General features: G+C 51.4%; 9 protein-coding genes and 1 pseudogene. 3 read left to right on the top strand and 7 right to left on the bottom strand.

Features of this window, described 5'->3' with window-relative positions; all coding sequences use genetic code 11:
- The first annotated feature begins 71 nt into the window (after positions 1-71).
- Positions 72-332, top strand: coding sequence for a GlsB/YeaQ/YmgE family stress response membrane protein (locus K6R05_RS07475; RefSeq protein ID WP_041456944.1), 261 nt, complete (start codon positions 72-74; stop codon positions 330-332).
- A gap of 25 nt (positions 333-357) precedes the next feature.
- A complete protein-coding gene (locus K6R05_RS07470) occupies positions 358-738 on the top strand; it encodes a YidB family protein (RefSeq protein ID WP_222925330.1) in 381 nt (126 codons plus the stop codon).
- A gap of 476 nt (positions 739-1,214) precedes the next feature.
- Here the strand turns inward: K6R05_RS07470 and K6R05_RS07465 are convergent, their stop codons facing one another.
- Entirely contained in the window at positions 1,215-1,850 is a 636-nt protein-coding gene (locus K6R05_RS07465; protein ID WP_222925329.1) for an SMI1/KNR4 family protein, read from the bottom strand.
- A 777-nt stretch (positions 1,851-2,627) separates the two neighbouring features.
- Here K6R05_RS07465 and K6R05_RS07460 point away from each other — a divergent pair.
- Positions 2,628-2,861, top strand: coding sequence for a SymE family type I addiction module toxin (locus K6R05_RS07460; RefSeq protein WP_222925328.1), 234 nt, complete (start codon positions 2,628-2,630; stop codon positions 2,859-2,861).
- Between the two features lie 51 nt (positions 2,862-2,912).
- Here K6R05_RS07460 and K6R05_RS07455 read toward each other — a convergent pair whose 3' ends face one another.
- From K6R05_RS07455 to K6R05_RS07430, 6 genes and pseudogenes are all read right to left on the bottom strand, one after another.
- Positions 2,913-3,515 (bottom strand): hypothetical protein, encoded by a 603-nt coding sequence (locus K6R05_RS07455; RefSeq protein ID WP_222925327.1) that lies wholly within the window; start codon positions 3,513-3,515, stop codon positions 2,913-2,915.
- A gap of 925 nt (positions 3,516-4,440) precedes the next feature.
- A pseudogene (locus tag K6R05_RS07450) lies at positions 4,441-8,220 on the bottom strand (hemagglutinin repeat-containing protein); the annotation flags it as partial.
- Positions 8,221-8,350: 130 nt separating this feature from the next.
- Complete coding sequence (locus tag K6R05_RS07445; protein ID WP_150014816.1) at positions 8,351-8,578, bottom strand: SymE family type I addiction module toxin; 228 nt, start codon at positions 8,576-8,578, stop codon at positions 8,351-8,353.
- Between the two features lie 429 nt (positions 8,579-9,007).
- The gene (locus K6R05_RS07440) at positions 9,008-9,163 is read right to left on the bottom strand and encodes a hypothetical protein (protein ID WP_202605085.1); all 156 of its coding nucleotides are present in this window, start codon (positions 9,161-9,163) and stop codon (positions 9,008-9,010) included.
- A gap of 144 nt (positions 9,164-9,307) precedes the next feature.
- Positions 9,308-10,420: a lactonase family protein gene (locus K6R05_RS07435; protein WP_222925325.1), complete on the bottom strand. Its 1,113-nt coding sequence runs from the start codon at positions 10,418-10,420 to the stop codon at positions 9,308-9,310.
- A 197-nt stretch (positions 10,421-10,617) separates the two neighbouring features.
- Positions 10,618-12,027 (bottom strand): EmmdR/YeeO family multidrug/toxin efflux MATE transporter, encoded by a 1,410-nt coding sequence (locus tag K6R05_RS07430; protein ID WP_161736528.1) that lies wholly within the window; start codon positions 12,025-12,027, stop codon positions 10,618-10,620.
- Between the last annotated feature and the right edge of the window lie 349 nt (positions 12,028-12,376).

Here is a 12,376-nt window from a genome sequence, read left to right as displayed (position 1 = left end):
CCTGCTTTTATTTTTCGGATTAAACCACTGCTAAACGTGCAGTAATTTATATAAAAAGAAGGATGGTAATGATGGGTATATTGTCATGGGTTGTATTTGGTCTGCTCGCCGGTATTATCGCCAGATGTATTATGCCAGGTAAAGAACATATGGGCATTTTCATGACCATGATTCTGGGTATTATCGGCGCGCTGATTGGTGGTGTCGCCAGTACGGCTCTGGGCTTTGGCAAGGTCAGTGGTTTCAATATTTACAGCATTGCGATTGCAACCCTGGGTTCAATTATTGTGCTGTTTGTCATTCATAAAATCAGAGCATGTAAACAGTCTTAAGCGATCACTATTCAGGGGAAATAAAATGAGTTTACTGGAAACGGTGCTGGCGATGTGCGGCCTGAATACTCAGACCAGTCAGGAAGTGAAAGGTGTACTGGAGTGGGTGGAACAGCAAGGCGGTTTACACACCATCGTAAGCCATCTTCAGAGCGGTGAGTACAGTGAGGTGGTTAACTCCTGGCTGGGCGATCAGCAGAACGTTGCCCTGAGCAGCGATCTGGTGAAGAAGATGATTAACTCCGAAGCGATTGAGCAACTGGCTGCGCGGATGGGTATCAACACCAGCGATGCACTGAATCTGCTGGTCAAATATCTGCCACAGCTGGTGGATAAAGCGTCATCTGCAGGTGTGATTGATAAAAAAGCCGATCTTACCGGTCTGGTGAGTCAGTTAATGCACTAAGCTTGATGCCATTGAAAGATAAAAGCCTGCTGCGAAAGTATGAGGCTTTTATCTTTTGGGTTTGGAAATATGAGTGGGTAAAAGCAGTTGGAATGTAAGCTGTAATACCGGTCACCAGCCCTGTCAGCATTTTACACTGAACCTTTGTACCCAACTCACCATCAAGGTACTAAGACTGGCATAATAAGGATTTATTGAACACCTGACACGCCAAGCTGCTCATTCGCATCATGTACATTGAGGAGGTTAATGTATGAATATAAATTTCAATCAGGAACTCTTCAGTTCACACGAAGCTTAAGATTGCCGCTGCACCACAGTTATACATGCTAAAATAGCGGCAAACTGAAAATGTTAAAAATAAAATATTAAAGGTTGACCAACTAAACTGCACTCCAAAATCGGCTTTCCAAATTGGGGGGCAGTTCGGTGACTGAAATTATTTTCAAATCTTTTTTAATTAGCACACAAAATCTTTAATCATTTATAATCAGGCTTACACTACTACCATCAGGAGCATCTCTTATTTGCAATGCAATATTAGCCCCAGCCTTCATCAATTCATGTGAACTGCAAATATAGAGATTATCAAGATCGTATAAACCTCCAGCGACAAAAGGAATTTTTGGAGCCAAACGATATCCTGAAGGTATGGGGCCATTCATTTCTTGCCATAAATGAGCCAGTGTATATCCAGTAATTACTTTATAATCGGACAATATCAACTCACACCATTCATTTATACTATTAGCCAATTTTGTGAAGTCAGCAGTTTCAGGTTCGAAAAAATAAACACCATCATCCTTTAAACAAAATTGCCCGCCAAAAACATCCTCAGCAAAATATAATGCACCAATCGCCATACCTTCATAAGCAGATATCCAAAGGTTTTTTTTGTTCCAATCTACTAAACCGATTTCGTTGTTAGTTGTTTTAAAAGGGAAAACGTGTAATGCAGACTCAAAACCATAGAACCCGTTTTTTCTATCTAGCAGAGTATTTAGTTCACAGGATAATGGAGAGTTGAAAAACTCCGAGTAATATTTAAACTCTTCTTTAGGTGAAAGAGCATTGCTACAAATTGATAATAGTTTTTCTAAGGAATCATTCATTTTTATTTCCTCCATCCGTTTTGATGATTATAGATGTACCATCTGGCAAACTTCGACATTGTGCTCCAATACAAGCCCCTCTGTTATCCGAAGGTGTAATTGGTCTAACCGAGGCCCCCGTTCCCCCCTATTTAAACATAGCTGGTGGATACTCATCGCGATCCATGCCTTTTACAGGTGGAGTATCTTTTAGAGATTCCCGCCGCCGCTGTGCCGCTCCATTACGATCAATTAGCCGGTCATGCTGCCGAACGTAAAGCTGAAGCCACCGCTGGCGGTGATGCATGTTCCGGCATCAGTCTTCTGTGTACCATCTGGCGGCGTGACGGTCTGATTAACAAATCGCTGATGATTCCGCTCAGATAGTAGCTGTCACTTCCGGGCTACCGCTGACGGAGGCGCTCATTGCTACCGCTATCTTCACCAGCAGGGAAATCTTTTCGTTATGATTTTCGGCGGCGATACGTAGGTAATCAAGAAGACAGACTGAAGACAGGTTAACGCGGATTTATAGCATGAAAGCCCGCCCGCAGCTGATACTCCAGAAGGCTACAGGACGAAGTAATAAGCGAATTGCAGACCGGGAAAAAGAATCCATTTTTCAGAGGCGACTCGCATTTTATGTCTTAGCTTTCAGCGAGTTTTCCCGACATAAGGTGTATCTTTAAACAGGTGAAAACGGAACAGGAAGAGCCCAAGAAGAGATTTTTAGCGCGGCTGAAGCGGGGTGCAACCCAAAGCAGCCGCTGACCACAAGCAACTATCGAGGAGTTGATTATGGCTGACACGCATCATAAGCCAGAGACCCGCACGGCCACAACCGCCGCCAGTGAATCGCAGGCGCATTATTACAAAGTAGGATACCGGCCTAACAAAGGCCAGCCGAACCCGTTGCCTCAGCTCACCCTCAAGGGCCGTTGGCTGGCATCGCTGGGATTCACCACCGGCCAGCGGATCGAGGTGATCACCGAGCCGGGGCAGTTGATTATCCGGTTGGCGGCAGAAGGGTAATTATCTAGTCTATAAAGTAAAATCCCGGCACTGAGGCCGGGATTTCACCATTTACATCTGTAATTTCCAAAAATTCATGCCATTAATAAGCCAGTATTGCTCTTTGTCTGGTACTAACAAGCCAAAATCACTATTTGCTTGAGCGTTCCAATCAGAAGGTACAGACGCTTCGTGACTTCTATCCCAATCAGTATGGCGATATATTTTTTTGTCAAAATTGATATAAAACTTAGGTAGCCGCATTCTCCAGCTATCCCACTCAACTGATACTGGGTCTGTTAAGGTAGATAAAAATCGCTCAACATAATCATAAAAACTGACAAGCTGCTCGTCAGATCTGCCCAATGTGAAGAATGATCTCATCCAGTCAACTGTATAAATAGTAACATCATTTTTGGTTATATAATCTTTAAAGCTATCCTTAGATAATACAGGAACTCCATTTCTGAATGAACTTACTGCCTCATCATACAGAGACTCTTTCATCCATCCTTTAGCTATATACGCCTTATATTCCGGCCTAACATCGATGCAGTAATTATCCTTATTATCAACAACATAATAATGAATGCCATCCACAACAAAGATAGCTATATCTTTATTACCATTAAAAATAGCATCGAGTAAATTCTGATAATCACTTGTTAAATTCATTCAGAAATTCCTCTTTTGTTAATACGCGAGCTTTTGATGAGTTTTGCTCTATCAGCCTATCCCACACCTTAGGTAGTTCAAGCGAAACGCTAGGTTGACCTTTTGTAGGATCAACAATCTTAGGAGCATTCGGATCTTTCGGTACCCCAGGAATTGGCCTTTGAGGTACTGCTGCATCCATTATTTGTTTATGGAGAGCCGCATCGACTTCAAATACGACTACGCTACCATCTTGCCTTCTATTGGTCAGATAATAAGCAGCATGATTTGGTCCATTAGTGCTAACACACAATTGCCCACTACAACCCGAGTTAATTGTTACACTTCCGTCAGAGTTCACATTAATTCTATTCTGGCTTGTTTGTGTGCCATTTCCGCCACCTTCAACCCGAAAATAAGTTTCAGATGAGTTTGGTGCATTTTCTATAGGTTTTGCCGTCGAGTTTCCAGGTTTCGCACCCGGTGCAACATCCTTCCCAAACTGTTTCGTCAGTGCTCCAGATGCGACTACAGCACTCAGACCACCCGCGATGTACATTGAACCAACGTAGGATCCTGCTCTCGCTCTGGCTTCTTCCTCTGTGTACCCAAACGACATGAACGCCTGCGTATACCCTTCCAGAATGTTAAATACTTCCTTCGCATTCGGGTCTGTTGAGTTCAACAGATTCTGTATCTGCTGATACCCCGCCTGAGCCTCTTTCGGATTCTGGTAGGTCTGATTGAAGTAGGTATCTTGCGCGGCCTTCGCTTTCGCTCTTTCTGCCTCACAGTCACCACCTTTGCCACTGCAGGCCGCGTAAGCAGCCAGATCACTTTCCAGATCCTTGCGATTTAACGCCTCTTTATCTTTCTGCTCTTCTGGCGTCAGGTTCTGTTTGTTGTTGAGATATGTCTGGCGGTTCTTCTCCGTGCTGCTCAGATAGTTATTCTCAACCGCATTCTTTCCTGCAACCGCGCCGCTCGTCGCTGCAGCACTGCTGTGGCCAGCCATGCCGCCCGCCAGTCCTGCTGCCAGCGTGCCGAGCAGGCTCAGTTGCTCGCGGTCTTCCTGCCCCAGCGCCGCTATCTTCTCTGGCGTGTCCGCGCCCCAGTACTTCTCTGCAATATAGCGTGTGGCAAGCTCGCCGCTGAACGCGCCCGCCGCACCCGCTGCCGCACTTCCCCCGGACATCTGCGATGATACCGCACCCCATACCGCATGTGCCATGGCATTGGTTGCCACGTCAACGTTGCCGGAAGCGTCGGTCGTTTCCTTCTTAATCAGCTGCGCTGCCCACGGATTAAGGCCGCCTGCGACCGCCTGACCTGCATTACCGGTTACCAGCCCCGTCAGGATGCTGCCGACCGTCTGTGCGACCTTCTGCGACGTGCTGCCGATACCCCACTGCTTTATCTCCTGCTGGTAAGCGTCACTTTGTCTCAGATCGTCCAGCCATTTCGTCCGGTCTTTCTCACTGGCATTTTCCTTCAGCGGTGCGGCGCTTTTCTTCGCCTCCTCAAGGCCTTTGATATCGCCCATGGTCGTGACGATATTTGTCATCTGGCCACTGATTTCACCGGCTAACTGAGCGGTCTGAAGCCGCTTCTGCTCTTTCTCTTTGTCAAAGATCGCGCTGATGCTGCCGTTGGCATGTTCAGTATCACGGCTGAGCGCCGATACGTCCCGGGTCTGCCTGCTCTGATCGCGGACAATGAGAGTGCCATTTGCCACGGCAGCCTGGGTGGTGCCTTCAGCGTGCCCTTTATTATTCAGACCCGATAACAGCGTGCTGGCACTGTTGGAGGCGGCGTTTGCAAGCATCTGTTTACCCATGCCAGCGCCATTCGACAGCGCAATGCTGCCGCCGCTGTGACTGACTTTATAGTCAGCAGCGTTACCGATGTCGCTGAAGCCCAGCGTGCCGGTATCCAGACGGTTATCTGCGGCATCACCCTGGCTGGCAATCACTGCACCGTTAAGCTGCGTGTGATTGCCGACGGTGATATCGAAGCCGCCTTTACCGGCATAGATACCGCTTTGCTCCTGCACACTGTCGTAGTTGCTGTGCATTTTGTCCTGATTGATGCTGGCATATCCGGAAGCCGTCATCGAACCAAAGGTAAAGCTGCCGCCCGCGCCGTAGCTGGTCTGTTTTGAATCGTAACGATCGCTGTCCTGCTGGCTGGTCAGGGTTAAATCGCGCCCTGCGTTTGCGATGACCTGGTCAGCGCTGACCTGTGCACCCTCCAGTGTGGTGTCGCGCCCGCTGGTGAGGTTAAGTTTGCCGCCACTGTCCAGTGTGGTCTCGGTCCACCGCGTACCGTTGCCGCTCTCTTTGCCTTTGGCGCCATTGATGCTGGCAAAAATACTGATGCCTGCACTGCCCTGGCCGGCACCCATACTGACGCCCACCCCGCCGCCGCTGCTGCTGTTCTTACCGCTGCTCTCCTGAGTATTTGCTGCGCCGGTCAGTAAAATATCATTAGCCGCATTCAGACTGCTGTCGCCTGCTGCTTTCAGCTGACTTCCGGCAATCTGAATATCACCACTGTGCGCACTGTTATTTTTTCCTGTGGCAGTGATCGCGAGATTATTGCCAGCATTGATCGTAGATCCCGAAACGCTGTCCGTGCTCTGATGCTGCTGCGATTTGGATTTCTGCGTATTCAGTGAAAGACTGACGCCCATTCCATTGCTGGGATCGGCACTCACTTCCGCCATCTGGCTGGCCTGGGCCGCCTGAACGCCAGAGAGCGCAGCCTTTGTTGCCTGCAGAGCAGCCAGACGACCATCACTCTCTTTTTTCGAGGATTGTGCGGCGGCAACGGCATTATTGATGGCATCACCGACGGCACCGGATAACGCCAGTGTCAGCCCGCTCTTCTTCTGCTCAAACAGTTCATCGTGAGTCCGTTTATCATGGCCCGGATCGATGATTACGCTGTCGCCGGTAATGGCGAGATCACGCCCCGCCACCAGATCTGAGCCGCTGACATGAGCCTGTCCACCCGCAACAATGCTGACGTTACCGCCCGTGCTGCCCACCGTGCTGGCACTCTGACTCTGGGTGGTGCCCTTGTCACGTAAGTCATGGACCGATTTACTGCTGCCCACCGTGATGCCGATGCCGCCGGTTCCCATCAGGCCGCTTTTCTTCGTTTCCGAAAAGCGCCAGGTTGAGTCTGTATTGGTCGCAGCAACGATATCCACGTTGTTACCGGCCCTGAGCGCTACCGTGCCATCACCTGCGACCTGAGAACCCTGGACAAGTAAATTGTTGCCCGCATTAAGCGTGACATTGTCGCCGCTCAGCAGGGTGCCATTTTCACGGGTGTCACTGTCTTCGCTGATGGTATGCGTGGTCTTTTTACTCAAAAATCCTTTTTTGGTTTTGGTCTCTTCTTTGTAGGCATAATCGCTTTCAGTGGCGGTGGTCAGGTTGATGTCACGTCCGGCACCCACTGCGATATCACCGCTGGCCGTAACCTGAGCCGCTTCACTGTTAACATCCCGGCCCGCTTTAACCGTCGTACTCCCACCGCTGGCAATTTCAGTACCCTGCTGGCGTACTGACTCATTAATCTCAACCTTTTTGCCGGATTTGTAGCTATTACCAGAACCCGTTTCAGCTGCCAGCAGATTGACGTCACGCCCTGCCTGTAAAGTGACGTTTTTGTCTGTGGCAAGGCCTGCCGCCTGGCTATTGAGGTCGCGTCCGGCCTGAAGGGCTAAGTCGCCGCCACTGGTCAGCGTCGTGCGATCCAGCCCGGTTGAATGGGTTTCACGTTTACCCTTCACATCATTCTGGCTGGTCGTCGCGCTGTTGAGATTAAGATCGTTACCGGCTGCCAGCGCCGCGTTTTTACCGGCATTGATGCTGCTGGCGGTAACCGTCAGATCGTGGCCCGCCTGCATCGTCATATTGCCGCCTGCGGCGATCTGGCTGCCGACCGTATTAACGGTCTTAGTGCTGGTTGCATCAACTTTTTGCCAGCGATTTCCGGAACCTGATTGTGCGCTGCCAGTGACGTTCTGATTGCCGGTAATGGCAATATCATTCCAGGCGTTCAGCAGCAGATCGCTACCTGCTTTGAGGTTCGCGCCGGTGACAGCAATATCATTGCCCGCCTTGAGGCTCAGCGAATCCAGTGAAGTGATGCTCGCCGTTGGTCCGAGCAGGGTTTCGGTAAAGGATTTTTGTACGCCTTTGCCGTTGCCTTCATCCAGATGCCAGAGCTGTGACGTGGTCAGGTTGTTGATATCACCATTAAGACTCTCAAGCTCAACTTTTTTACCGCTGATGGTCGCGCTAACGTTGTTAATATCGTTCAGTGCGCTAAGTTGCAGGTCACCACCCGCATGGAGCAGACCGGCGTTGAGGTTACTGAGCGTATTCTGGCTGTCGATGGTCAGATCGTTTTTGGCCATCACGCTACTGCCGGTGTTGGTAACGTTCCCGCCGTTCAGCGTCACGTTGTTCCCGGCAATGACGCTGCCATCACGTATTTCCACATCTTTAGTCGACAGATAGAGCTTCGGCACCATCACCGTTTCACCGTTGATCGTGGTGGCTTCCCACCAGACCATACTCTTGTCTAAAGAGGCGAGTTGCCCGGCAGAGAGTGAGACACCAAACTCCAGTCCCAGCGACTGTTGCGCCGCCGCAGCGTTGTCCATCAGATAACGCATCTGGGCAAGATCGGATCCCAGGCCATTGATAAAGGCGATGAGGTTGCTGGTTTTCGAGGTTAGGGTTGATGGCTGAAATGACGCCCACATCTTTTTCTTATGCGGGCGTTTCAGACTGCTTAATGATGAAGATAACTCATAAGCCAGAAGAGGCCGCAATATCCTATTGCTGAGTATTTTCCGGAACCAGCACAAGACAGCCCTGCTCAATTTTCACCGTAATAAGGGCTCCGGTTTCAAATCCAGCTTCACGAAGCCATTTCCCGCTCAGATGTATTGCAGGTGTGGTGCAATCGCCGCGTTTGGGCTGATAGCCGATGGTATACCGACGTTGTGTTTTAGTTGGCGCGCTTTCAGATGGCAAATGGTGTTGTTCGAGGTTCGTGCTCATGGGGAAGCCTCCAGTATGCATTTTAAACCGCCACCTGAGGTTCCAATCTCATGGGTGGCAGACTGAACGAGGTTGGAACTACCGGGCACACTGAACCGGCGCACCCTAAGGTGCCCTCGCCCAGCCCACCATTGAGGTGTAGCCAGACGCACGACAATAAAATGTTGCCGCGAGTGTGCATTAACCGGAGTTCCAATTCCGTCGCCTGATTTGGCAGGCGCAGAAAAAGAATACGGCGATTAATGCGGGACGACAAGAAGCAGTGCTGGAACACAACTCGCAGATATTAAACGAAGTTATCTGCCAGAGAAACCAGCTCATCTCTTTATCCCTGCGCTTTCTGAGCAACGAAATGACCGTTCACTTCCCCCTAAACGCAAAAAGGCCCGCAAAGTAGCGGGCCTTTAACCAGACAAAGCACAACAACCGTTATTTTTCATGATAACGATGCACTGCCGGATAATATTCCAGTCCATAGAGCTGGCTTAGCGGCAGTAGCAGTTCAACGTTAATGTCGTGGCTATGGGCATCCGCCGCAGGGCCGCTCAGCAGCTGTTCAAACCAGGCTATCAGTTTCTGTTTCATCTCGGGTTCTCCGCATCAGTTTATGCCCTGAGTAAACCCGCTTACGCGCCCGATCAGAACCAAAAATTTCTGCGCTGCTTATGCCGAAAATGGCATAACGCGCCTTGCCTGGCCCATCATCAGCTGCCGCGAGACACCGGCCGGTTACTGCGTTATCAGCGTCACCCAGTTTGCCCCTTTGCCAGCTGGTGCTTCCGCCACCCGTTTAAGTTCGCCGCTGGCCGGAGCGATGGCGTAGCTGCCAATCACGGCGCTCTTCTCTCCGCTGACGATCAGCCATTTGCCCTGGGCATCAATCGCGATACTGCGCGGCTGTTTTTCCACCGGCCAGCTGCCGATGAGTGTTAACTCCCCCGACGATTTATCTACCCGATAGCCGCTGACGGTACTGGAGGTGCGCTCGGTCACATAGATAAATTGTCCATCCGGCGTGATTCTGATGTCCGCCGCCCAGATGCGCGGCGTCGGATCGCTGTAACCCGCCGGGCGCTGCTCGCCATGCTGCAGGTTATATTTCTTCGCCACTGCATTGGGCCAGGTTTTTAATGGCGTCAGCGTGCCATCGGCTGCACGCCGGAACTGCGTAATGGTGCCGCTCATCTCCGCGAGGTTGTAGAGGAAGCGATTATCCGGCGATATCACCGAATGCCGCGCACCGCTGTTCTTCTCGCCCTGAACAAAACCGGTGCCCAGCGGCGTGATCGCCCCGTCACTGGCAAAAGCATATTGCAGCACCCGATCCGTGCCAAGGTTGCCAACGTAAAGCGAATGATTGCTGACGTCGCTGATCACCGAATGGGCATGCGGCCCGGTTTTCACTTCGCCCGTAACCTGGGTCGTCACAATGCCTTTATCATCAATCCGGTTGCTGGTGACGATATCGCTGTCATAGGAGGCGGCCAGCAGGTAGCGCCCGCGCTTATCGGTAGTGATCCAGGGAAAGCTGGCTTTAACCGGCGTCAACGCCAGTTTCTGCAGATCACCGTGTGGACGGGTGACGCGCCAGCTGATGATTGCGTAAGGTGACGAGCGCAGCGCGCCATAGAGATGTTTACCATCCGGGCTGACCGCCAGCGGCATAATCTTTTTCCCGGCGGGCGTATCGCCCCGCCATTGCAGGCTGCCATTCGCCTCGCTGAGCTGATAGCGGGAAACCGTGCCGGATTCGGCATTCGACACATAAACAAAGGTTGTCGCCCACAGCGGGGGGCTACACAGCAGCGGCAGAAGTGCCAGCGCCGTTTTCAGACGGATCATAGGGTCACCTTGATAAGAAATGTCTGCGTCAATGCGCAGCAGGAATTACGCTAACCCTGTCTGATGAGACTGGCTTTGTGCAACTGACTGAAATTATATCTGAAAGTCTGGAGATGTGACGAAGATGTTATTTTTAAAAGCGGGGGCCTGAGAGGTGATGCCTTCCCCCGGTGCCAGGAGAAGGCATATGCTTGTTGCTACCCGGTTTTCGCGATCATTTTATAGTAGCGGTTAAGCCACTTGCCGCTGTTAAGTCGCCACCAGAAGAAGATGCCACGCACCGTCCAGTCGAGGAACATCCCCAGCCAGACGCCGGTGACGCCCATCCCCAGCTGAATACCCAGCAGATAACCGACCACCACGCGCGCACACCACATGCTGAACATCGACACATACATAGTGTAGCGCGCATCACGTGCGCCCTTAAGTCCGGCAGGTAGCACCCATGACGCAGCCCATAGCGGCATAAACAGCGCATTCAGCCAGAGCAGATGTTTCGTTACGTTGATCACTTCCGGGTCGCTGGTATAGAACCGCGCCAGCAACCCGGCCAGCGGCACCGTCAGCAGCGCTATCGCGCTCAGGCACGCCGTTGCCAGCCAGAAAACATGCCGCACCTGTCGTTCCGCCTGGAAGACCTGATTTTTGCCCAGACGGGTACCGGTAATGATGGTCGATGCTGAACCCAGCGCATTGCCCGGCAGGTTGATCAGCGACGCAACCGAGAACGCGATAAAGTTACCCGCAATCTCACTGGTGCCCATGCCTGCCACAAACACCTGCGTCAGCAATTTACCGCCGTTGAACAGCACCGACTCGATACTGGCAGGCACACCTATACCTAATACTTCCATCAGAATGCTGCTGTTCCAGCGTCGGAAATAGCTCGACAGCGTGATTTTCAGCGAGGCATTAAAGCCAATCATCAGCACGTAAATCACCGCGATCGCCCCGATATAACGGGTGATGGTCAGACCGAGTCCGGCGCCGACAAATCCCAAACCGTCCCATGAGAAGCAGCCATAGATCAGCACGCTACTGATAATGATGTTAAGGATGTTCATGCCGCCGTTAATCAGCATCGGAATTTTGGTGTTACCCGCGCCACGCAGCGCACCGCTGCCGATCAGCGTGATGGCCGCTGCCGGGTAGCTCCAGGCGGAGGTCTGCAGATAGCTCAGCGCCAGCGCTTTAACTTTAGGGTCGGCGGCACCGGCTATCGCATCAACGATGAGATGGCCCCAGAACTCAATGGCGATCACCAGCACAAAGGCGAGTATCGTCATCATAGCCAGCGACTGACGCGTGGCGGCACGGGCGCGCTTGCCGTTGCGTTTTGCCAGGCTGAACGCCACCACCACCGTGGTACCGAGATCGATAGCCGCAAAGAACGAGATGATCACCATATTGAAGCTGTCGGCCAGGCCAACGCCCGCCATTGCCTCTTTGCCCAGCCAGCTGACCAGGAAGGTGCTCAGTACGCCCATCAACAGCACACAGGCGTTCTCGAAGAAGATAGGCACTGCTAATGGCGATATTTCACGCCAGTAGAGCGTGCGATAAGAGCGGCGTTTCGGGTACCACGCCGTGCGCTTAATCGCCTGCATCACTGCTACGCCGGGATTTTGCAAAGGATTACCAAATCAGAAGAGACTGACGAGATCTAATGATGATAGTGGGCAGAGAAATATGCAAAGTCTTTCCGGGACAAATTAATCATGGTTACAAACTTTTTAGTTCAGATTCGGCAGATTCTGCCTCGCCGGGTCGTCCCCTGTAGCAAACCTGATTATTTCCGGGACGTTACGATCGCCTGTCAGCACGTTACTGCTGGCTGCGCTGCCGCTCTCTTGTCATATGCAGCGCAACAGACACGGCGGCATCGCCTGTTGCGATAATAAAGATTTTCTTAACGGATTCTCGTGGCATGCGTTCCGGCTCAGTGCAGCACTGGTC

It is taken from the genome of Pantoea alfalfae, from assembly GCF_019880205.1.
GTDB lineage: Bacteria > Pseudomonadota > Gammaproteobacteria > Enterobacterales > Enterobacteriaceae > Pantoea > Pantoea alfalfae.
The sequence above is the reverse complement of the archived record's forward strand: the minus strand, read 5'-3'. Positions and strand labels throughout refer to the sequence as shown.

Excerpts from the sequence above, each read along its gene's own strand:
- K6R05_RS07445 (WP_150014816.1), bottom strand. The coding sequence starts at position 8,578 with ATGAGCACGAACCTCGAACAACACCATTTGCCATCTGAAAGCGCGCCA.
- K6R05_RS07470 (WP_222925330.1), top strand. The coding sequence starts at position 358 with ATGAGTTTACTGGAAACGGTGCTGGCGATGTGCGGCCTGAATACTCAG.
- K6R05_RS07430 (WP_161736528.1), bottom strand. The coding sequence starts at position 12,027 with ATGCAGGCGATTAAGCGCACGGCGTGGTACCCGAAACGCCGCTCTTAT.
- K6R05_RS07440 (WP_202605085.1), bottom strand. The coding sequence starts at position 9,163 with ATGAAACAGAAACTGATAGCCTGGTTTGAACAGCTGCTGAGCGGCCCT.
- K6R05_RS07465 (WP_222925329.1), bottom strand. The coding sequence starts at position 1,850 with ATGAATGATTCCTTAGAAAAACTATTATCAATTTGTAGCAATGCTCTT.
- K6R05_RS07455 (WP_222925327.1), bottom strand. The coding sequence starts at position 3,515 with ATGAATTTAACAAGTGATTATCAGAATTTACTCGATGCTATTTTTAAT.
- K6R05_RS07475 (WP_041456944.1), top strand. The coding sequence starts at position 72 with ATGGGTATATTGTCATGGGTTGTATTTGGTCTGCTCGCCGGTATTATC.
- K6R05_RS07460 (WP_222925328.1), top strand. The coding sequence starts at position 2,628 with ATGGCTGACACGCATCATAAGCCAGAGACCCGCACGGCCACAACCGCC.
- K6R05_RS07435 (WP_222925325.1), bottom strand. The coding sequence starts at position 10,420 with ATGATCCGTCTGAAAACGGCGCTGGCACTTCTGCCGCTGCTGTGTAGC.